Source organism: Streptomyces sp. ICC4, from assembly GCF_003287915.1.
GTDB lineage: Bacteria > Actinomycetota > Actinomycetes > Streptomycetales > Streptomycetaceae > Streptomyces > Streptomyces tritrimontium.
The window spans coordinates 3,110,693-3,132,120 of record NZ_CP030286.1 but is presented as its reverse complement, the minus strand read 5'-3'; the positions used below and the strand labels follow the sequence as shown (position 1 = coordinate 3,132,120).

The 21,428-nt window shown below is 71.1% G+C and carries 16 protein-coding genes; 4 read left to right on the top strand and 12 right to left on the bottom strand.

All coding sequences use genetic code 11. From position 1 onward, the window contains the following. Positions 1-78 precede the first annotated feature (78 nt). The 6 genes from alaS to DRB89_RS14595 form a co-directional block, all read right to left on the bottom strand. Positions 79-2,733 (bottom strand): alanine--tRNA ligase, encoded by a 2,655-nt coding sequence (gene alaS / locus DRB89_RS14620; protein WP_112447371.1) that lies wholly within the window; start codon positions 2,731-2,733, stop codon positions 79-81. A 225-nt stretch (positions 2,734-2,958) separates the two neighbouring features. Next, the gene (locus tag DRB89_RS14615) at positions 2,959-3,630 is read right to left on the bottom strand and encodes an HAD-IA family hydrolase (RefSeq protein ID WP_112447369.1); all 672 of its coding nucleotides are present in this window, start codon (positions 3,628-3,630) and stop codon (positions 2,959-2,961) included. Next, positions 3,627-4,178, bottom strand: a complete 552-nt coding sequence (locus tag DRB89_RS14610; protein ID WP_239516142.1) for a phosphoribosyltransferase family protein — start codon at positions 4,176-4,178, stop codon at positions 3,627-3,629. The genes DRB89_RS14615 and DRB89_RS14610 overlap by 4 nt, the downstream gene beginning before the upstream one ends. Beyond that, positions 4,175-4,774, bottom strand: a complete 600-nt coding sequence (locus DRB89_RS14605) for an LOG family protein (RefSeq protein ID WP_239516141.1) — start codon at positions 4,772-4,774, stop codon at positions 4,175-4,177. The genes DRB89_RS14610 and DRB89_RS14605 overlap by 4 nt, the downstream gene beginning before the upstream one ends. Then, a complete protein-coding gene (locus DRB89_RS14600; RefSeq protein ID WP_112447367.1) occupies positions 4,771-5,643 on the bottom strand; it encodes a hypothetical protein in 873 nt (290 codons plus the stop codon). The genes DRB89_RS14605 and DRB89_RS14600 overlap by 4 nt, the downstream gene beginning before the upstream one ends. 49 nt (positions 5,644-5,692) lie before the next feature. After that, entirely contained in the window at positions 5,693-6,526 is an 834-nt protein-coding gene (locus DRB89_RS14595) for an aspartyl/asparaginyl beta-hydroxylase domain-containing protein (protein ID WP_112447365.1), read from the bottom strand. Between the two features lie 384 nt (positions 6,527-6,910). Between DRB89_RS14595 and DRB89_RS14590 the strand changes: the two genes are divergently transcribed. Together DRB89_RS14590 and DRB89_RS14585 are read left to right on the top strand one after the other, a co-directional pair. Next, the gene (locus DRB89_RS14590) at positions 6,911-8,320 is read left to right on the top strand and encodes an XRE family transcriptional regulator (RefSeq protein ID WP_112447363.1); all 1,410 of its coding nucleotides are present in this window, start codon (positions 6,911-6,913) and stop codon (positions 8,318-8,320) included. A 23-nt stretch (positions 8,321-8,343) separates the two neighbouring features. Next, positions 8,344-8,964, top strand: coding sequence for a GNAT family protein (locus DRB89_RS14585; protein WP_239516140.1), 621 nt, complete (start codon positions 8,344-8,346; stop codon positions 8,962-8,964). Positions 8,965-9,392: 428 nt separating this feature from the next. On the opposite strand, the gene DRB89_RS14575 is transcribed toward DRB89_RS14585, so the two are convergent. The 5 genes from DRB89_RS14575 to DRB89_RS14555 all read right to left on the bottom strand — a co-directional run bounded on the left by DRB89_RS14575 (position 9,393) and on the right by DRB89_RS14555 (position 15,544). Then, positions 9,393-10,265, bottom strand: a complete 873-nt coding sequence (locus tag DRB89_RS14575) for a ParB N-terminal domain-containing protein (protein ID WP_162688581.1) — start codon at positions 10,263-10,265, stop codon at positions 9,393-9,395. 149 nt (positions 10,266-10,414) lie between these two features. Further along, positions 10,415-12,082, bottom strand: a complete 1,668-nt coding sequence (locus DRB89_RS14570; protein WP_112447356.1) for a mobilization protein — start codon at positions 12,080-12,082, stop codon at positions 10,415-10,417. Continuing rightward, positions 12,083-12,730: a plasmid mobilization relaxosome protein MobC gene (locus DRB89_RS14565; protein WP_112447354.1), complete on the bottom strand. Its 648-nt coding sequence runs from the start codon at positions 12,728-12,730 to the stop codon at positions 12,083-12,085. A gap of 119 nt (positions 12,731-12,849) precedes the next feature. Beyond that, positions 12,850-13,794 carry a DUF2637 domain-containing protein gene (locus DRB89_RS14560; protein ID WP_112447352.1) on the bottom strand — a complete coding sequence of 315 codons (945 nt, stop codon included), beginning with the start codon at positions 13,792-13,794 and terminating at the stop codon, positions 12,850-12,852. Between the two features lie 628 nt (positions 13,795-14,422). Then, positions 14,423-15,544: a DUF3631 domain-containing protein gene (locus tag DRB89_RS14555; protein WP_239516786.1), complete on the bottom strand. Its 1,122-nt coding sequence runs from the start codon at positions 15,542-15,544 to the stop codon at positions 14,423-14,425. A gap of 205 nt (positions 15,545-15,749) precedes the next feature. On the opposite strand from DRB89_RS14555, the gene DRB89_RS44500 reads away from it, so the two are divergent. After that, positions 15,750-17,150 carry a VWA domain-containing protein gene (locus tag DRB89_RS44500; RefSeq protein WP_239516139.1) on the top strand — a complete coding sequence of 467 codons (1,401 nt, stop codon included), beginning with the start codon at positions 15,750-15,752 and terminating at the stop codon, positions 17,148-17,150. A gap of 105 nt (positions 17,151-17,255) precedes the next feature. Here the strand turns inward: DRB89_RS44500 and aspS are convergent, their stop codons facing one another. Next, entirely contained in the window at positions 17,256-19,073 is a 1,818-nt protein-coding gene (gene aspS / locus DRB89_RS14545) for an aspartate--tRNA ligase (RefSeq protein ID WP_112448862.1), read from the bottom strand. A 138-nt stretch (positions 19,074-19,211) separates the two neighbouring features. Between aspS and DRB89_RS14540 the strand changes: the two genes are divergently transcribed. Then, positions 19,212-21,404, top strand: coding sequence for a SpoIIE family protein phosphatase (locus tag DRB89_RS14540; protein WP_112448863.1), 2,193 nt, complete (start codon positions 19,212-19,214; stop codon positions 21,402-21,404). Positions 21,405-21,428 lie beyond the last annotated feature (24 nt).

The window sequence follows — 21,428 nt, the reverse complement described above, 5'->3', positions numbered from 1 at the left end:
TGATGGCGGGAGGCACGCTGCTGGCGGCGGCCCCGGCTGGGGCGTTTGCTTGCCGTGTACCTCCCGCGTATGGGGCGCCTACTGGCCGAGTGTGCGGGTCGCTTCCTGGACAGCGATGCTGAGGGCTTCGTCGAGGGCTTCGACGCGGCGGCCTCCGGCATTGGCGACGGGGCCAGTGCCGCCGGCTCCGCCGCCTACGGTGCGGGCGGCCGAGGCGAGGATCTGGCTGGCCGAGGTTCCTGAGCCGAGGAGGCCGGGGGTGATGGCGGCTACGAGGAAGGCCTTGCCGTCGTGCTCGGTGCCGAGGACGACCACCGCCCGGTCGCTGCTGAGGCGGTCGGCGGTGCTGGTGGCGAGGCTGCGCAGGTCGCTCGCGCCGAGTCCTGAAATCCGCTGCGAGACGATCCGGCCGCCAGGTACCTGGCGGGAGGAGGAGGCGAGCTGGTCCGCCTGAATCCGCAATTCGGCCTCGCGCCGGCGGGAGACCTCCTTCTCCGCAGCGGCCAAGGAGCCCAGGCGCTTGTGAAGGGTCTCGGCGGCCTCCTTCGGGCGGGTGCCGAGGAGGGTGGAGACCTCTTCGAGGATGCGGCGTTCGACGTCGTGGTGGCGGAGGGCGCCATGGCCGGTCAGGGCTTCGATGCGGCGGAGGTTGGAGCCGATCGAGCCCTCGCTGAGCAGCCGGAAGGCGCCGACCTGGGAGCCGTGGGCGACATGGGTACCGCCGCACAGTTCGCGGGAGAAGTCGCCGATGTCGACGATGCGGACGGTGTCGCCGTACTTCTCCCCGAACAGGGCGATGGCGCCGGCGGCCTCGGCCTCGGCACGGTCGGCGTGCCAGGCACGGACGGCAGGGTCGTCGAGGACGTGGCCGTTGACGGCGGCTTCGATCCGGGCGAGCTGCTCGGGGGTGACGGCGGAGAAGTGGGCGAAGTCGAAGCGCAGGCGGTCGGATTCGACGAGTGAGCCCTGCTGGCGGGCGTGATCCCCGAGGGTGGCGCGTACGACGGCGTGCAGGATGTGGGTGGCCGAGTGGGAGCGCATGAGGCCCTTGCGCCGGTCGGCATCGACGGCTGCTTCGCCAGTCGCCCCGGTGCGGAGCTCACCGTCGACGACGCGGGCGCTGTGGACCCGGAAGCCCTCCAGGCCATACCGGGTGTCCGTAATCCGCAGCAGGGCGCCGTCGGCGGTGCGCAGGGTGCCGGTGTCGCCGATCTGGCCGCCGGCTTCGGCGTAGAACGGCGAGCGGTCGAGGACGAATTCGACGTCGGAGCCCTCGGGGGCGCAGGTGGTAACGGCCCCGCTGGAGAGCAGGCCGAGCACGCTGACCTCGGCGGTGAGGTGCTCGTAGCCGAGGAACTCGGTGCGCGGCAGGTGGGCGGACAGTTCCCGGTAGGTGTCCTGGCGGCGCAGGGCGTCGGCGGTCTTGGCCTTGCCGCCGGTCTTGGCGCGCTTCCTCTGCTCGTCCAGCAGCGTGGCGAAGCGGTCTTCGTCCACGGTCAGGCCGGCGTCGTGGGCGGCCTCGACCGTCAGCTCCAGGGGGAAGCCGAAGGTGTCGGCGAGTTCGAAGGCGGTCTCGCCCGGCAGTGAGCCGGAGCGGCTCTCCCGGGTGCGGGTGATCGCGGCGTTCAGCAGCCGGGTGCCCTGTGCGAGGGTGCGGGTGAAGGACTCCTCCTCAGCGGTGACGACCTGCTCGATGAGGTTGGCCTGGTCGGTGAGTTCGGGCCAGACGTCGCCGAGGTTGGCGATCACGCTGGCGGTGGTGGGGGCGAGGACGGGCTGATCGATGCCGATTAGACGGGCGTGCCGGACCGCACGGCGCATGAGGCGGCGCAGGACGTAGCCGCGGCCGTCCTTGGAGGGCAGGACGCCATCGGCGATGAGGTAGGCGATCGAGCGGGCGTGCTCGGTGACGACCTGGAAGGAGACCTTCTCGTCAGTGCTGCCGGGGGAGGCGCGGCCGGCCAGTTCCTGGACGGTCTCCAGGGTGGGCAGGAGGAGGTCGGTGGTGCAGACATTCTCGACGTCCTGGAGGATCGCGGCAAGGCGGTCGAGACCGAGGCCGGTGTCGATGCTCTGCTGGGCGAGCTCGCCGAGGATCGGGAAGTTGCCCTTCTTGTCGCCCTCGCCGCGCTGGTACTGCATGAAGACGAGGTTCCAGATCTCCACGTAGCGCTCGCCGTCGACGGCTGGTCCACCCTCGCGGCCGAAGGCCGGCCCTCGGTCGTAGTTGACCTCCGAGCAGGGGCCGCAAGGGCCGGGGGCCCCCATGGACCAGTAGTTGTCCTCCATGCCCAGGCGCTGGATGCGCTCGGCAGGGACGCCGATCTTGCGCCAGAGCTGTTCGGCCTCGTCGTCGTCCTCGTAGACGGTGATCCAGAGGCGGTCCTTCTCCAGGTTGTAGCCCTGGGTGAGGAGTTCCCAGGCGTAGGCGATGGCGTCGGCCTTGAAGTAGTCGCCGAAGGAGAAGTTACCCATCATCTCGAAGAACGTGGCGTGCCGGTTGGTCCGGCCGACGTTGTCGATGTCGGAGGTGCGGGCGCACTTCTGGATGGTGGTGGCGCGGCGGTTCTCCGGGGTGACCTCGCCCAGGAAGTAGGGCTTGAACTGGTTCATGCCGGCGTTGGCCAGCAGCAGGGTCGGGTCGGAGGGGATGAGGGGGCTGGACGGGACCTGGCGGTGGCCGCGGGAGGTGAAGTAGTCCAGGAAGGTGGAGCGGATCTGCGTCGAGCGCATGGGTGTGGCCCTCACGGAAGAGTCGTGGAGAGGTGGGGGGTGATCACACGCCGAGCCGGGCCGAGAACGGGGACTGAGTGGTTCTCAGTTCTCCAGCTCGACGCAGATAGCTCGCGCCCCCACGGTGTAGACCATGACTCCAGATCCGTTGCTCACAGGTGGTGCAGCCCACACGGACCCGATGGTCCTGTGCGCGTTGCACCACCCAGAGTAGCGGGTCCGGTATCAAGATCGCTTGGTCTTCTGGTGGGAAGGCTCAGCTCCCGCCAGATGGAGGAGGAGTACGTCGGCGAGCGCGGCGGCGTGTGGCAGGACGAGGTCGGCGCCTGCCCGGGTGAGGACGTCGGGGCCGGCGAAGCCCCAGCCGGCGCCGACTGCCCTGATGCCGGCCGCGCGGGCGGCGTGGATGTCGATGTCCGTGTCACCGACGAACACGGCGTCCTTCGGTGCGACGTCGAGCTGTCGCAGGGCGAGCAGCAGCCCGTCGGGTGCGGGCTTGGGAGTTGCGTCCTCGAAGCAGACGATGGTGTCGATCAGGTCGAGGATGTCCGGGGGTAAGAGCCAGCCGACCCGGCGGCGGCTTCGCAGGGTCACGATGGCCGTGGCGACGCCGGCGGCCCGGAGGGCCGTGAGGGTCTCGCCGACGAACGGGAAGGTCTCGGTGTGGAGACCGGCCGTTGCGGTGGCCGCGTCCCAGCCGTCCTCGTTGATCACCCCGTTCAGGCCGAGTTCGGCCAATACCTGCTCGCGTGGCCTGGTCAGGGCTCCGGCGGGGAGGCCGTCGGTGGTGACGCGGTGGTCGAGAGCCGAGGTCGCGAAGCCTGCCAGCGTGGCGAGTTGCGCGGTGCGGCTGTCGAGGAGGACCCCGTCGAGGTCGAAGAGTACGGCCCGCTTCACGCTGCTTCACCGCCCTGCGTGGGCGGCAGGTCGGCCTCGGTGAGCAGGGAATGCAGGGTGACGCGGTGCTCTGCCAAGAGCAGGCGGCCTCCGAGCGGGCGCTCCAGTACGCACAACGCGTGGCTGACGGGAGCTCCGGCGATCCGCAAGGTGCGGGCCATCTTCAACAGCTGTCCACCGGAGCGGACCACGTCGTCGACCAGGACGGTACGGCGGCCGTCGAGTGGGGCGCCCTCGATCTGCCGGTGGGAGCCGTAGCCCTTGGGTCGGCGGCGCAGGAACACAGCGGGCAGGCCGGTGGCAGCGGACAGGGCGACGACGAGGGGGACGCCGCCGAGCTCGATGCCCGCGAGCAGCCGGGCGTCGCCGGGCACGAGGCAGGCCAGGGCGGCGGCGGTGTCGTGCAGGAGCGTGGGGTCGGCGGCTAGACGGTACTCGTCGAAGTAGGCGTCCAGCCGGGCACCGTCGGCGAGGCTGAACGGGGCGGTGACGCAGGCGGTTTCGGCGAGCCGGGCAGTGAGGCCGGCCAGCGAGGGGCTGGTGGTCATGCTCCTCCGATCGGGGCTGTGTCGAGCGTGGCGAGGCAGGTGTGGAAGGCGTCGGCGGACTCGACGGCGGTGAGGTAGCCGAGTGGCCGGGTCGGGGTCTCGTACAGCCACTTCTCCTGCCGCAGGAAGGCGAGTAGGCGCAGGGCGGCCGACCCGGTCAGGAAGATCGGTACGGGCCGGATGGTGGTCGCGTAGTACAGGGCGGCGGTCAGTTCGTGCAGAGTGCCGACGCCGCCGCCCATCGCGACGATCAGATCCGCGTGTGCCAGGTAGTGGTTGAGCCGTGCGCCGAGGTCGGGCAGGTGGACCGAGCTCGTGGCATGCGGGTTGAACGGTCCCCACTCGTCGTGCTTGCCGATCAGGGTGACCGCCGTGACCATGGCTCCCTCGGAGCTCGCTCCGCGGGCTGCGGCCTCCATCAACCCGTTGTAGCCGCCGTGCAGGAGCGAGTACCCGGCCCGGGCCAGGGCGCGGCCGATCTCCTCGGCCAGCTTCTCCTCCTCAGCCGAGGCAGGGACGACGCCGCCGAAGAAGACGGCGGTCAGGCCCTCGCGGGCCCAGCTGGTGGCCGGGCCGGCGAGGTGGAGTGCGTTCACACCAGCTCCTGGTAGGTGCGGTAGGCGGCGATGGCATCGCCCAGGCCGTCGAGGGCTTCGGGGCAGGCCCGCTCGACGAGGGCGAGCATCCGGTCGATGGCCGCCACGACGTCGGTGGCCGTCGGCACGGCGGGCCCGCTGATCGCCGCGTCCAGGTCGCTCAGGCAGGCCCGGCCGATCGGGGTGACGGCGATTTCCTCGCGCAGCTGGTACCAGCCCCAGAACCGGGATGCCGGGGCCAGAGCGGCCTTGATGAGGTCCTTCGTCGCGGTGTGCAGCCGGTGCCACTCCGAGTAGGCGACGAACCGCTGGCCCCGCTTGATGCGCTTGTGCAGCAGTACGGCCAGCACCAGGTGTTCGATCAGCAGCTCGGTGCACGTACGCGGCCGGGCGAGGAACTCCGCGGCGAAGCTCCCGGCTGCCCGGACCGCCTCGGGTCCAGCGGGTGTCGGCTCTCGGTCGAGGATCGAGGCGGTGGCGACCGTTGCGCGCAGGTGCGGGATGCGTGTGGCGGGCACGAGGTAGAGGTCGATCTGGTGCAGCCTGCCGTCGTCCGGGATGAGGAAGACCATCCCGATGCCGCCGAGGTCGGCGACGATCGTGTCGCGCCAGCCGGGCAGCAGGGCGCCGGCCTCGATGGACATCAGATCGTCCAGGGCCTTCACGAACGCGGGCAGCTGGGCGTCGTGGACGCCGACGACGAAGTCGACGTCCGAGAGGCGGTCGGCGGTGCCGTGGGCCAGCGAGCCCCGGATCATCAGGTGGGTGACGGCCCGCGAGGTCGCCAGGATGTCGGCGAGGCTCGCCAGGAGCGGGAGCTGGGCCGGTCGGTTGGCGTGGGTGAGTTCGGCCAGTTGCAGGGTGGGCATGCGCGTCCTCCGTTCGGATTCCGGCGGGGTGGACTTGCGGGGCAGCTGATCAGGCCGTGAGGACGAGGAGGCGCTGCTTGGCCGCCGTCCATCGCGTCGCGGCCTCCATGTCGCCGAGCGAGGTGTGCAGCTCGGCGATCAGGTCGTAGGCCGTGCCCTCGGGCAGGGCGTAGGCGTAGAAGAGCCTCAGCAGCATCCGCTCGGCGGCTTCCGTGTAGCCGAGCTCGGCCATGTTCCGGGCGGCCTGCAGACGCTCGGCGAGGACCGAGTGGTTCGCGGAGGGCAGCGGTTCGGTGGTGCCGGGGTGGAGCGAGGGGTGTCGGGCGAGCCGCCGGTAGGTGTCGTCGGCGTACACGTCGGCGATCAGGTGGATGCGGTCGGGGCCGAGGAGGTTGCACACTCCGTGGGCGTACGTCGGTGTCAGCCGCCAGATCCGTCCTCCGGTCATGTGCACCTTGGTGCCGCCGGTGACGAGGAACGCCGACGTGTTGGTGTGCAGCGGGATGTGCAGCCGGTGGCGCTCGATCTGGTCGAGGTCGTCGTAGTCGCGGTGCTCCCACAGGAACGCGTTGGGCTCCAGCCGCGCGAGCCGCACCCACATGTAGTTCAGGCCCAGTTCGTCCAGGAGTGCGGAGGTAGCCGGCATCTGGGCCAGCAGCTCGGTCGGTTTGGCGGCGCAGTCGCCGATCGTCACGTCGGCGGCCTTGCCGGAGGCGTTCATCAGCGAGGTCGTCCACCAGCCGCCCGACTGGTAGGCGCCGTACTCCGCCTTCCAGGGGGCCTGGACGGTCAGGGCCTCGTGGCGCATCCGCTCCAGCTGAGCGAGCTCGATCGAGTCCAGCTGGGCGATCTGCCCGGCCAGAGCGGTCACGGTGTTGTCCATCAGTTCCCTCCCGTTGCCGGCTCCCGAGTCGGGGGCCGGCGGGCACGTGGTGCTGGATGGGGGGTTGTTCGGGTGGCGCTGTAGCCGCGCTCCCGGTCTCACGCTTCGCTGTCGGCAATACACGGAAAGCGAGGTGCCGCTCAGCATGGCGACGGGCCGGAACGCATGGATACGACGCCGCTGCCGTCGCGAGGCCGTCCTCATCCCCGCCCTGCAGGCCGGTCCACGTCGTGGTGCGTCATCACCACCGTCATGGCTGCCGTCATCTGCTCCGTGGGCCGGCGGAAAGGGTTTCCCGCCGATCGGCCGGGGCTATCGTCAGACCAGACGAACAGGGACCGGAGGGGATCTGCGGTGGCTGAAACTCCCACGCTTTTAAGGGTCTTGACGCTGCGGAGGCACTGGCAGGTCTACAAGACCTTTCTGCTCCGGTTCGAGGAAGCGGCCCACCGCTTGGCGCTGGACGAGAACGACCCGTCGCTTGGGGGTCTGTCCGTCTCCAAGCGGCAGTTCGAGCGCTGGTACGGCGGCGCGGTGAAGACCCGCCCGTACCCGGATCAGTGCCGGGTACTGGAGGCCATGTTCGGCGTCGGCGTCGATCTCCTCCTCGCACCGGCACCCGCGCCTGCCGCCTCACCGACGACCCCGGTCGAGTCCTCACTCGTCATCCCACCGCCACGGCTGAGCTCTGTCCTCCTCCCATCCGAGCAGGCACAGGTGCTGCTTGCCGGTGGTCCGTTCAGCAGCGAGACCCGCTTCGAGGCGGGCACCACAGAATTGGAAAGGCAGGTTGCGATGGCGGCTCGTCGTGCGCTCCGGTTCACCGCGATGGCGGAGGGCAGCAGTGTCGGACCGGAGACCCTGGGCCAGATCCAGGACGAGGTGCGACGGCTGACCGTCGCGTATCCGAAGCTGGCGCTGCCGACCTTGCTCGGTGATCTGGTCGAGGTACAGGACCTCACCTTCCGGCTGCTGGAACATGGCAGGGTCAAGCCACTGCAGGCCCGCGAGCTCTACCTGCTCGCCGGGATCACCTCGGGCATGCTCGCCAAAGCCAGCCACGACCTGGGCAACCCGAGCGCGGCGATGATGCAGGCCCGCACCGCCTTCGTGTGCGCGGACAACGCCGACCACCACGCCATGCGTGCATGGGTCCGCTCCCTGCAGTCCCTCATCTCCTACTGGGCCGGGCGCCCCTCCGAGGCCGCTGACTACGCCACCCTCGGCCAGAACACCGCCGGGAGCGTCCGCGGCACCACCAGTGTCTGGCTGGCCTGTCTCTCCGCCCGCGCCCACGCGCTCCTCGGCGACGGCGAGGCCACCCGCACCGCCATTCAGCAGGCTGAGGAGGCCCGCACGACTCTCGAACCCGACGACCTCGATGCCTTCGGCGGCATCATGACCTTCCCGGTGCCCCGCCAGCTGTATTACGTCGCCGAGGCCACCGTGCACCTCGGCGAGGACCCCGCACTCGGCGAGAGCCAGTCGGAGGCCGCCGTCGCCGCGTACCGCAGCGCCACTGAGGACGAGTGGGCCTTCGGTGACGAGGCCGGCGCGCAGACAGACCTCGCCCTCGCCCGCATCGCCCGAGGCGAGATCGAGGGCGCCATCGAGGCGGTGCAGCCCGTGCTCGACCTCCCCATCGAGCAGCGGAACTTCGGCATCACCAGCAGCGCCCAGCGGGTCCACATCGCACTGCAGGCCGAGGGCCGGCGAAACCGAGGCGCGGCAGCAAGCCTGCGCGAGGAGATCGAAGCCTTCACGGCCACCCCGACATCGGTCCTCGTCCGGTGACCCCGCCGGTAGGCTCCGAAGGCATGACGTCAGTCCACCTGGCCAGCCCCCGCCTGGCGCTGCGCGAAGTCGAACCCGAAGACAACGCTGACCTCCTGGCCATCTACGGGGACCCCGAGGCCACCCGGCACCTCAGCTTCGAGCCCCGCACTCGCGACCAGGCCCAGGGGATCATCGACCGGTCCATCGCCTCCGCGAAGGACACCCCGCGAACCGAGTACTGCCTCGCCATCACCCCGCTCGGTGAACACCGGCTGATCGGCTACGCGCGCCTGGCGACCGAGCCTCAGCAGGCAGCCACCATCGGCTTCGCCTTGAACCCCGCGGAGTGGGGCAAGGGCCTCGGCACGGAGACCGTCCACCTGCTGTGCACGCTCGGCTTCAAGGCCCTGGGCCTGCACCGGATTTGGGCTGCGCGTTCGCCACTCAACGAGGCATCCGCGCGCACCCTCCTACGAGCAGGTATGACCGAGGACGGGCGGATCCGCGATCACGTCTTCGTTCACGGAGCCTGGCGAGACTCGATCACGTACTCGATCCTGGAGCACGAGTGGACACCGATCGACACCCTTGAGTCGGGTGCTGCCGGCGATGTTGCGGCGCCGGCGACCTCACCTGACGGTGACAGTGGACAGGAACCGTGACCTGGTGCGGCCCGAGCTGGGCCTGCCGCGCCACCCGGTGATCCCCGGCATCGCCGAGTTCGCGCGCGGTGGCCTCCCCGATCCGGCGGCGACCAACGACGGCAACCACTGGGTCGACGGCACCTGCTGGCTGTACTGCGGGCAGCGACAGACCCGCGTTCTGTGGATCGGCCCGGTCAGTGTCGCCGGAGCCCAGGCACCCATGTACGCCTGCGGCCCCTGCATCGGAGAAATCCAAGTACGCGTCTGGGAGTCCCTCCAGCTTCACGACAACCCTGGGTACCCCGTGCATCGGCCCGAGTGCGGTCGGGAAGACAGGTTTGGTGTCCGCGGGCGGGGTCGCCACCGACGCAGCCGGACGTGACCAGGTCGGGAACAACGCCTGTGGGGCCAACGCGTTCTGCGTTGGCCCACAGGCGTTGGTTGTGTCAGGTGGCCGTGGTGGTCAGGTGTGTGGTGAGTGCGTGTGCTTCAGGGGTGAGGCCGTCGAGGATCTCCTGGGCATAGGGGGTGTCGTGTCGGGCTGCGAGGTCACGGACGGCGGCCCAGTTGTCGGCGATCAGTTGCAGGGCCTGCTGTGTGCGGAGGATGGCCTCGTGCCGACGGGTGAGGTGTTCCTCGGCGAGCTGGGCTGCCTGCCCCCAGGTGATGTCGCCGCGGTCGGCGAGCGGGCTGAAGGCGGGTGTGGCGTCGCGGTCGGCGAGGAGGAGTGCGTCGGAGTCCCTCACGAGCTGGCGGAGCCGTTCCTCTTCGAGTCGCCTGTCGAGGGCGGCGATGGCGGCGTCAAGGGTGAGGTGGCCCTCGGCGGCCTTCTCGGCGAGGTCGGGGGCGTGCTGTTGCAGGCGTTCGTTCTGGGCGAGGAGCGCCTCGGTGTGGGTCTTGCGTTCGCGGGCCTGGTCGTGGGCGGCGTCGAGGCCGAGTGTGCCGAGGCGTACTCGTTCGGCTAGGTCGGGGGCGTGCTGGAGTACGACGTTGGCGGCGGAGAGGCGGCTGCGGCTGATGTCGTGGAGCTTGGCCTGGGTCCGCAGGGAGTGTCCCGAAACGGAACACGCCATGGCGGTGATCATGGCCTGCTGGCCCTTGCTGATGTGCCGGCGGACGATGTTGTTGCTGAAGATCAGGCGGGTGGGGTTGTCGCCGTCGTATGTGGTGAAGCGGGGTTCGATGCCGGCGCGCTTGCAGGCGGCGAGGCGGTTGCGGCCATCGAGAACGACGCCGTCTCGGTCGAGGATGATCGGCTTCTGCTGGCCCTCGGTCTTGATGGACTCGGCGAGGTCGTGCAGTTCGACCTCGGTGAGCATCGGGAAGGTGTCGGCGTAGGGGTGGATCTTCAGGGGGTGGCTCCTTTTGGCTGGTGTTGCCGCAGGCCCGGGAGGGTGCGGCGGGTGTGCGCTGAGGTATGCCGTTGCTGGGGGAGCGCGGGCTGAGGGATGCGGTGGGGTGGCTGGTGTCATCGGGTCGTGCGGGGGCGGTCGGCGGAGGTGGCAGGTTTGGTGACCCGGGGCGGGGCTGACCTGCGTGCGGCACCTGTGGTGGGTTGCTGGTTCAGGTCGGCGATGCGGTGCAGTCGCCAGACGAGGACTTCGCTGACGGAGCCGGCGGTGTCGAGCTCCCGGTGACGGGCGGCCTGGGTGAGCAGGGCGGCGGGGTCGTGGCCGGCGCTGCGGGTGTCGGTGAGGGTGGCGGCGAGGGCCGGCCAGCCGGGTTCGGCGAGGATCTGCTCGGCCAGGTCCGGCAGGGCCTGGCGGACGAGGACGGCCTGCCTCTGTTGCACGGGTAGAGGCAGGCGCAGGCCGCGTTGGTGGATCGCGGTCAGGGGCTGGATGGTGGCTGCCTGGTAGGCGGCGTGCAGGTGTTCGGCTGTCTGGCGGGCGGCTTCGGCCTGCTGGTCGTGGTGGCGGGTGTGGTGCCAGTGCTGTGCTGCGACGACGGCCAGAAGGACGGCGTCGAGGAGGATCGCGAGGAGGGCGCCGTCCTTGGGCGCGGGTTCCCGGACGATCGCCTTGATGGCGCGGCGTGTGGCCTGCGCCTGCTGGTGGCGGGCGCGGATGCGGGAGCGGCTGGCCCGCTCGAATGCGGCCGCTGCCTGAGCGAGCTGTGGCTTGTAGGCGGCGGGGGCGATCAGGGGGAGGACGTCGAGGGTTTCGGCGAGCACGGTGATGTGCGCCTGGCCCGCAGCGTCATCGGTCTCCGTCAGCAGATCGGGGATGCGGTCGGCCGTGTCGGTGACCTGCTGCCACGCCGTACGCCGCCGGCCAGCGTGTCGCTCTGTGGGGGCGGGGTTGGTGGGTGCGAGGCGTTCGCTGATCTTCGGGTAGGACAGGTCGGGTCCGAGGGTGGAACCGGAGAACCACACGGGCTCACCCTGGGCGTTGGTGTCACCGGGGAGGGCGACCTTGTAGCCGCGGATGTCGCCGGAGGGGAAGTGCTGGATGTCCACCAGCACCTTGGTGCTGTGGAGGATGGTGAAGAACTCCTCGGTGCTGGTGGCAGCCGCTACCGCGGTACGGACGGTGGTGCGCAGCCTCTCGCGGGGCGTAGTGGCCGTACCGGTGCGGCGGGCTTTCTCCTGTTCGGCGCGGGTCGGCTTCTTGGCGGCGGTGCGGTCGCCGAGTGTGACCTGGCGCAGGCCGTACTCCTTCTCGATCGCGGCCAGTTCCTTGTGGGCGCGGACGTAGTCGTTCCAGTTCCGGGGCTCGCGGAGGTCGCCTCGGACCTTGGTGGCGACGATGTGGATGTGGTCCTCCGCGTGGCGGACCGCGACCCACCGGCAGGCGTCAGGGTCGCCTGCCGGCGCGATGCCGGTGGCGTTGAGGACCCGGCGGGCGATCGTTGCCCACTCGTCGTCGAACAGGGTTCGGTCTTCGGGCGCGGCCCGGACCGAGCAGTGCCACACGTGCTTCTCCGGGGCGCGGTCTCCTGCCTGCTTCACCCGCAGGTCGAGGACGCTGGCGAGCCGGGCGAGGGTAGCCGTCTCGTCGCGGCCGGGGTCGGGGGCGAAGCCGTCCCACGAGGCCACGAGGTGGGGGTCGGTGTGCTCGTTGGCGCGGCCGGGGCCGTAGAGGTAGTTCAGGACGCCTCGGGTGTTGGCGCCGGCCTTGCCGATCTTCGCGATCAATCAGGCCGCCCGCTTCGCGATGGACGTCCGGCCGGCGGCGAGTTCGATCGCTTCGGCAGCAGTCCGGGCGAGGGCGAGGACACGTTCGGCCTGGGCCAGGACGGCCCTGTCCACAGGGTGGGGACGGCCGCCGGAGTTGAGCTTGAAGGCGATCTGGTTGACGTTGTTGCCGATCGGGGCGATCTCCGCGCGCAGGGCGACGAGTTCGTCGATCAGGTCGTCGTGGGACGTGCGCTGGCCGGGGATCTCGAAGTGGCCGTCGAGGTAGGCCATGACGATCGCGCCGACGAGGTGCGCGCCGGCGAGGCCGAGGCGACGGGCCTCGGCGAGGATCTCCGTCTTCTCGTCGGCGCTGTAGCGGACGTCGACACGCTGGGTGCGCTGGACTTCCTGACGGGCACGGCGGCGGGCGACGCGGTACAGCGCGGCCGCGTCAGCGGCACGTACGACAACCGGTAGTCCGGCGTCGACGACCGCCCCTTCCTGCCCCGGTGCGCCCTCGCGCCGGGGTTCTGTCTCCGCCACCCCCGGGGCGGAGGCTGCGTTGGACCGGCCCTTGGACGGTCCAACGCCATACCTTGCTGGGCTGTTGAGGCCGGTGATCATCTCCTTCTGGGTGGTGGGAAGTTCGCGGTGCGCATCGTGCATGGATCGGTTCTCCGTGGGGTGCTGGTGCCGGGTGGTTGGCTGTGCGCGGCCCCATGCTCGGTTGCACGGGGTCACGGGAAGAGCCGGAAGGGCCAGGCGGTCGGTGCCCCTTACGGGGGTCAGACGGCGCTGGTGGGGAAGGCGGCTTCGTCGAGTCCGTCGAGTGGCCCGGGCTGGCCGGTACGCTCGGCCTGCAGCTGGTCGCGCAGGCTGCGGGCGCGGATCTGGCCGATCCGTAGTTCGCTGCGCAGACGCTCGGCGGTCAGCTGGTCGTCGCTCCAGTCGGCGGTCAGGAGCTGAGCCTCGGCGAGAATTTCGGCGTCTGTGCGGGTGCGGTCGGTGGTCGACTTGGCGGCGGCGGGGACCCGACCGGTCGCCCGACGCGGGGCGGCTCCGGTCGACTCCGCCACGGCAGCCGACCGGGGCGGTCGGGCAGGGGGAGCGGGAGCCGATTCGTCGGCCTCGGTCGGCCCCGTCGAGGGCGCCTCGGCGACCTTCGTGGGGGTCGATTCGGTCGGCTGCTCGGGGTCCGACTCGGCCTGGTCAGACCTAGACTGTGCGGCCTGCTCGCTGGCCGACTCGTCAGCCTGCGGGCTAACCGACTGGTCAGAGGCCACTTCGGCAGCGTCGGCCGACTCTGGGTTGTGGTGCAGCACTTTCGCCACGAGGTCCGAGCCGAAGTAGATCGACCCGACCGGGAGTGAGGTCGCCAGCAGTACGAGCGCCCAGTTCGCGGGATCCCAGTTGGCCAGTCGGCCCCACTGGACCGACGCCGTGCGCAGGGCCGGAACGAGGCCGTGCACGTAGTTCAACAGGAGGCTGGCGATCGTGTAGGCAGCCAGGACCCGCAGCGCGAACTTGCGGTCGGCGCCGGTCAGCACGAGCGCGGCGACCAGCGCGAGGGCCATCAGCCCGTCGACCACGATCGGGTAGAGCAGGGCGGCAGTGGCGTCTGCGCCGATGGCGCGGGCCACGTCGGACAGCGCGTTCCACGAGACCCGGAAGGCCATGAGGACGACGGCCACCAGGCCGATGACGAGGGTGATGCGTCCCTTGTGGTTCACGCGATGACCGCGCGGCGCATCCGCGGTGGGTGTGGACAAGCGGCTGTACTCCAAGGGCAGGGATGGGGGCGGCCTCACCTGTACCGGGGCAGGGCCGGGCAGGGCTGAGCCGCCTGAGGGTGGCGGGTCTCGTTGCGACTCGTCGCAGGCCTGGTCAGCGCAGGTACGGGTGGAGTCCTGATGTCGAGTCGACTCGTCTCACCGGCCCGATACTGCGTGCCGGGCCGGTGAGACGAGTGGGGTACGGGTTGGGACGGATACCGACCCGTACCAGCTCCGGGGAGTCCCTTACCGGTGGCCGCACGCCATGGCTGGCGGGTTTGGCGAGGTCAGAGGCCTGCTGATGTCGCTTCGGCTCGTCGTTGCCTTCCCGCTCGTCCCCGCGCCGGGTCGCGCGGGGACGAGTGGGACGGGACGCGACGGAGGGATGGGGCGGCCTCACCCGTACCGGGGCAGGGCAGGGCTGGGTGAGGGGCACCTCGGGGGGGCGCGGTCTCGTTGCGACTCGTCGCCGGGCTGGTCAGAGCAGGTACGGGTCGAGTCTTGATGTCGAGTCGACTCGTTGCGGGCCTGCCACTCGTCCCTGGGTTGACCTGCGATGCGACGGGACGCGACGGGTCGTGCCGGGTCAGGCGCCGGTGGCGGATCCCGGCTGGGGTGCCGGCTTTGGCTGGGGGCAGTAGCGCGCCCAGGCGTCGGTGAACTGCTCGCGGGTGAAGCCCTTGGCCTGGTCGCCGTTGTGGAAACGGCGGTTGGCCGAGCTGATGTTGTAGTCCTGCAACAGGATCCCCAGGCCCCGGGCGGTCAGGCCCTTGGCCGTGTACTGCTCCCAGGCCGTTTCCTCGTCCTGGTTCAGGATGTCCAGCAGCCGGGCGGTGCGCATCACCGGCGGATCACCCTCGCCCGCGAAGGCGCGTCGGATGTCGGCGAGGAGGCGGATGCCCGTGCCGCCACTGTCCTGGTCCCGCTGCGCCTCATGGCTCGTCATCACCGCGCAGGCGGTGCGGGCCAGGATCGGCCATTCGCCGCCCGCGAGGTCGGCGATGGCGACCAGCGGCTCCCACGTATCGGCGGCGCGGTCCTCCACCGGCATCGGCGGCGCCAGCTCCATCGCCGCGGCGTGGAGCGGGGCCAGCCAGGCCACGAGGCGGTCGCGCAGGGCGTGGAGGGCGGGGATGTCGCGGGCGCTGCGGAACTCCGCGACCTTCTCGCCCGGCCCGCGCCGCCGCATCCGGATCACCACCGACCGGTCCATGATCGTGTCGGGGAGGTCACCGATACCGGCGAGCGCGGCCATGGCGAAGGTGGGGAACTTCGACACCTCATGGTTCGGGCCGGACACGCGCAGGGTCGGGCGGTTGCGCTGATGGCCCGCGTTCAGCAGGCCGCGCATCTCCTCGTTCTTCTCGGCCACCTTCGCCGACCCGAACAGCGTGTCGGCCTCATCGACCAGCAGCGTGGGCGGCGTCTCGGTGATCGACCGGAAGATCGCGGCAGCCGAGGCGTTCACCGTCACCAGCGGATCGTGGACCGTCTCCGTGACCACATCCAGCAGCCGCGACTTCCCGCAGCGTTTCGCCGGACCCACCACCGCCAGACGCGGCGCATGCTGCCAAGCGGTCTGCAGATGCGTGGCCGCTACCCACAAGGTCACCGCCGTGAAGGCGTCCTCGCTGGGCAGTACGACATACCGCCGAAGCTGGCCCCTCAGCTCCGCCAGCACCTGCTCGCCCTCACGAAGCGGCCCGATCGGGCGTGGCTTCGCCTCGGCAGGCCGGTCCTGTGCTGCGGGGGTCTGGGGTGTTGCCGCCTCCACAGGCCGGGGGTCCTGGCGGTGGGCGCCCGGCCTGTGGAGGCGGCAACACCCCAGACCCCCGCAGCACCAGGCCCTTATACACCTCCTGCAGCCCACGAGACAGGGGCTCTCGTCCGCGGGTGCTGGGGCGGGGAAGCGGGTGTCCGAGCGCGGCGCGTGGACACCCGGCAGCGCGATCAGGCCGGCGGGCAGAACCGCCGAGGCCGAGGCCGTTGCGGACAAGGCCGAGCCCGCCGCGGCGGACACCACCGCGCCGCAGGCGCAGACCGAAGCCCCCGCCGAGGCCGAGCCGGAGCCGGCAGCTGCCGTCGCTGAGGCCGAGCCGGAGCCGGCAGCTGCCGCCGCCGAGGCCGACACCGCCGACGCCGCCGTCGCGGACCAGGCCGAGCCGGAGGCGGAGGCCACCGCGCCCGTGGCCGAAGGCCACGACGAGGAGGCGGCCCCGGCCGCCGATACCGCCACCCCGGCGGCGGAGCCCGACACGGCCGCCACCGCTGTTGCGGACAAGGCCGAGGCGGAGCCGGAAGCGCTCCCCGAGCAGGTCCCGGTGGACGTGCCCGCGCCGCAGGCGCAGGACGAAGTCCCCGCCGAGGCCGAGCTGGCCGCCGAGGCCACCGCACCCGTGGCCGTGGACGGCGAGGAGGCGGCCCCGGCCGCCGAACCCGTCACCGCGGAAGCGGAGCCCGCCGCGGACGCCACCGCGCCGCAGGCACAGGCGCAGGACGAGACCCCTGCCGCAGCCCCGGAGGCAGAGCCCCTCGCGGCCGACGCCGCCACTGCGGACCAGGCCGAGCCGGAGGCGGAGGCCACCGCGCCCGTGGCCGAAGGCCACGACGAGGAGGCGGCCGCGGCCGCCGGAGCCGGGGAGGCCGACGCCGACGGCCCCGCGCGCGGGCTCGGTGACGTCAAGCGGCAAGCGCCCCCGCTCGCCGCCGCCCACAAGGCCGCCGGCCAGGTGCTGCGGGCCAAGGGCAAGGCCGGGGCACGGGCCACGGTGTACCTCGTCCTCGACCGGTCGGGCTCGATGCGGCCGTTCTACAAGGACGGCAGCGCCCAGTACCTCGCCGACCACGTCCTCGCCCTCGCCGCGCACCTCGACGACGAGGCCACCGTCCGCACGGTGTTCTTCTCCACCGAGGTGGACGGCACCGCCGACCTCGCCCTCGACGCGTACGACGAGGCCTGGGTCGAGACCCGCCACGCGGAGCTCGGCCGGATGGGCCGCACCAGCTACCACGTCGCCGTCGAGGCCGTCGTCGAGCGCTACCAGAAGGACGGCGGCGAGGGCCCGGCCCTGGTCGTCTTCCAGACCGACGGCGCTCCCGACAACCGGCAGCCCGCCAGGGCCGCCCTCGTCGAGGCCGCCGCCACCGCTCCCGGCATCCACTGGCAGTTCGTCGCGTTCGGCGACCACGACGCCAAGGCCTTCGACTTCCTGCGCAAGCTGGACGCCGAGAACGCCGGCTTCTTCCACGCCGGCCCCGCGCCGACCGAGCTGACCTCTGCCGCCCTCCTCAAGGGCATCCTCGAGACGTTCTAGTCCCCACCGCACGACGCACCACGCACCACGCACGACGCACCACGCGAAGGGCCCGGGATCCATGCGGATCCCGGGCCCTTCGTCGAGCAAGAAGACCTGGACGACCTAGCGCGCGGCGTCCGGGTGGACCGCCTCCGCGACCGGCTTGGCGTCGGCCGGCTTCGTCTCCACCGGCTTGCGCAGCGCGATGTTCAGCTCGCGCAGGCGGGACTCCTCCAGGACGGTGGGCGCGCCCATCATCAGGTCCTGGGCGTTGCCGTTCAGCGGGAAGGCGATGGTCTCGCGGATGTTCGGCTCGTCGGCCAGCAGCATCACGATGCGGTCGACGCCCGGGGCGATGCCACCGTGCGGCGGGGCGCCGAGGCGGAACGCGCGGAGCATGCCCGCGAACTCGCGCTCGACGGTCTCCGCCTCGTAGCCCGCGATCTCGAAGGCCTTCAGCATGACCTCGGGCTCGTGGTTGCGGATGGCGCCGGAGGACAGCTCGATGCCGTTGCAGACGATGTCGTACTGCCACGCCAGGATGTCGAGCGGGTCCTTCTCCTCCAGGTCCTTCATGCCGCCCTGCGGCATGGAGAACGGGTTGTGGGAGAAGTCGATCTTGCCGGTCTCCTCGTCCTTCTCGTACATCGGGAAGTCGACGATCCAGCAGAACCGGAAGACGTCCTCCTCGAACTGCCCGGCGCGCTTGGACGCCTCGACGCGGACGCCCGCCATGATCTTGGAGACCTCGTCGAACTCGCCCGCGCCGAAGAACACGGCGTGGCCGGCGGCCAGGCCGAGGCGCTCGGTGAGGACCTTGACGTTCTCCTCGGTGAGGAACTTGGCGATCGGGCCGGTCAGCGCGCCGTCCTCGCCCACGCGGACCCAGGCCAGGCCCTTGGCGCCCAGCGAGATCGCGTACTCGCCGAGGCCGTCGAAGAACTTGCGCGGCTGGCCGGCGGTGTCCGGGACGGCCAGGGCACGCACGTGCTTGCCGGCGAACGCCTTGAACTCCGAGCCCTCGAACACGTCGGTGATGTCGACGAGCTCCAGCTTGGAGCGCAGGTCGGGCTTGTCGTTGCCGTACTTGAGCATCGACTCGCGGAACGGGATCCGCGGGAAGGGCGAGGTGACCGCGCGGCCCTTGCCGAACTCGGTGAAGATCTCCGTCATCAGCCGCTCGATCGGCTGGAAGACGTCCTCCTGCTCGACGAAGGACATCTCGACGTCGAGCTGGTAGAACTCGCCCGGCGAGCGGTCGGCACGGGCGTCCTCGTCGCGGAAGCAGGGCGCGATCTGGAAGTACCGGTCGAAGCCGGAGATCATCAGCAGCTGCTTGAACTGCTGCGGCGCCTGCGGGAGCGCGTAGAACTTGCCCGGGTTCAGGCGGGACGGCACCACGAAGTCACGGGCGCCCTCGGGGGAGGTCGCGGTGAGGATCGGGGTCGCCATCTCGTTGAAGCCGAGGGCCACCATCTTGGAGCGGATGGAGGCGATGACGGCCGAGCGCAGCATGATGTTGCGGTGCATGCGCTCGCGGCGCAGGTCGAGGAAGCGGTACTCCAGGCGCCGCTCCTCGTTCACCCCGTCGTCGGTGTTGATGGTGAAGGGCAGCGGGGCGGAGGCGCCGAGCACCTCGACCGCGGTGACCTCGACCTCGACGTCGCCGGTGGCGAGCTCGGGGTTGACGTTGTCCGCGCCGCGGGAGACGACCTTGCCGTCGATGCGGACGACGGTCTCCTTGGTGACGCTGCTGAGCGCCTCGTTCGCGGCGGTGCCGGGACGGGCGACGAGCTGCGTGATGCCGTAGTGGTCACGCAGATCGATGAAGAGGATGCCGCCCAGGTCTCGACGATTGTGCAGCCAGCCACTCAGCCGGACGTCGGAGGCGACGTCGGAGGCACGAAGCTCGCCGCACGTGTGGGACCTGTACCGATGCATCAGTCATCCAGTTCTACGTGATACCAGGGTGGATTCAACCGTGCCAAGGTTACCGTCCGGGGCGGACCCCCGTGCGGGCGTGCCCGCACCGGGGTGGTGAACAGGCACGTCACGGGTATGACCTGTAAAGATGACCGGGTGCGCACAGAGGACGTCCTGGCCGCCATCGCGACCGGTTTGTGGCGATGGGACAACGCCTCCGGGACGGTCACCCTCGACGGCGAGGCCGCCCGGCTGCTCGGGCTGCCCGCCGAGCCCGTCGCGCTGCCCGAGGTCGCCGTGCGCTCCCGCTTCCACCCGGTGGACTGGAACGAGATCAACGGCATCGTGAACCTCGCGGTCGCCGAGGGCACCCTCGCCGAGGCCCGGCTGCGGATCATGGACGAGGACGGGCGGGTGCTACGCACCGTACGGAGCCGCTCGAAGCCGCTGGAGAACCGCAGCCCGGACGGCCGCGTCGACTACGAGCTGATCGGCACCATCCAGGAGATCGCCGAGGCGCAGCCCGGCACCACGGCCGTGCACACCCCGATCACCGGCGACTGGCGCCGCTCGCGCGAGGCGTTCCTGCTCGACGCCGGGCGGGCGCTGGCCGAGGCCCGCTCCACCTCCGAGGTGCTGCGGGTGGCGGCCTCGCTGTCGATGCCCGGCTTCATCCCCGACGGGCTGGCCGTCTTCGGCGTGGCCGGCACCCGGCTGTCGATCATCGGGCACCACGGGCACGACGTGGGGGACGAGGGTCCCTTCGCGGACATGCCGGTGGACACGGACTATCCGGCCGCGGAGGTCGTCCGTACCGGCCGGGCGATCTACCTCCCCAGCCCCGAGGACTACAAACGGCGCTTCCCGGCCACCTGGCCGCTCGCCCAGCGCTTCGACCGGATCTCCTGGGCCTTCCTGCCGCTGATCGTCGCCGGGCGGACCATGGGCGCCTGGATGGCCGCGTTCAAGCACCCGGTGTCCTTCTCGCCCGACGAGCGGTCCGTCCTGACGACCGTGGCCCGGATGCTCGCGCAGGCCCTCCAGCGGGCCGGTGTGGCCGAATCCGAGCGGGAACTCACCACCGGCCTGCAACGGTCGATGATGCCCCAGCTGGGCCCCGAGATCCCGGGCATGACGATCGCCGCCCGCTACGTGCCGACCGGCGGCGGGCTCCAGGTCGGCGGCGACTGGTACGACATGATCCCGCTGCCGTCGGGACGGTTCGCGCTGGTCATCGGCGACGTGCAGGGCCACGACGTCCGGGCGGCCGGGCTCATGGGCCAACTGCGGATCGCGGTGCGCGCGTACGCCTCGGAGGGCCACCGGCCGGACGCGGTGCTCTCCCGGGCCTCCCGCTTCCTGGCGGGGCTGTGCTCGGAGCAGGACACGGGCTCGGACTCCGGCGAGGACGCCGACTTCCTGAGCCCGCGCTTCGCGACCTGCCTGTACGTGGAGTGCGATCCGCAGACCGGACTGCTGGAGGTGGCCCGCGCCGGGCACCCCGACCCGGCGATCCGGATGACGGACGGCACGGTCCTGATGCGGCCCACGGCGGGCGGACTGCCGCTGGGCATCGTGCCGGACACCGACTATCCGACGACGCGCTTCACCCTGGAGCCCGGCGAGACGATGATGCTGTGCACCGACGGGCTCATCGAGACGGGCGGGCACGACCTCGACACGGGCTGGGCGCGGCTGCGGGCGATCCTGGAGTCGGAGACCCCCGATCCGCAGGACTCCGGTCCCGGCCACCTGGAGACCCAGCACCTCGAAAGACTCGCGGACCTGCTGGTCCAGGCGGTCCACGGCCCGTCCTCGCACCACACCACCGGACCGCTGGCCGACCGGCGCGAGGACGACATAGCCGTGGTCCTGCTGTGCCGCGAGGGCGCGGGCTGCGGCTGCGAGAGCCCGCTGCTGCACCCTTCGCGCCCGGCCCGGCGCACCATGCTCACCGTCGCGCAGGCGGAGCCGGAGCGGGTCGCGGGCGTGCGCCAGCAGATCCGGGAGCTGCTGCACGACTGGGCGGACGCGGAGCAGGTCGACGCGGCGGTGCTGATGGTCTCCGAAATGGTGACGAACGTACTGGTCCACACGGACGGGGACGCGCTGCTGATGGCGCAGGCGGTCGGCGAGCTCGGCTCGCGCCGGCTGCGGGTGGAGGTGGCGGACGCCTCCGACGAGCTGCCGCACAAGCGGCAGCCGGGTGAGATGGCGTCGAGCGGGCGGGGCGTGCTCCTGCTGGAGATGCTGGCGGACCTCTGGGGCGTCGACCCGCGCGGCGAGGGCAAGTCCACCTGGTTCGAGCTGGTGGAGCGCTCGAAACCCGATTCCGACCCGCTGGACTGAGCCCCGGGCGGCGGGCCCCCGCCG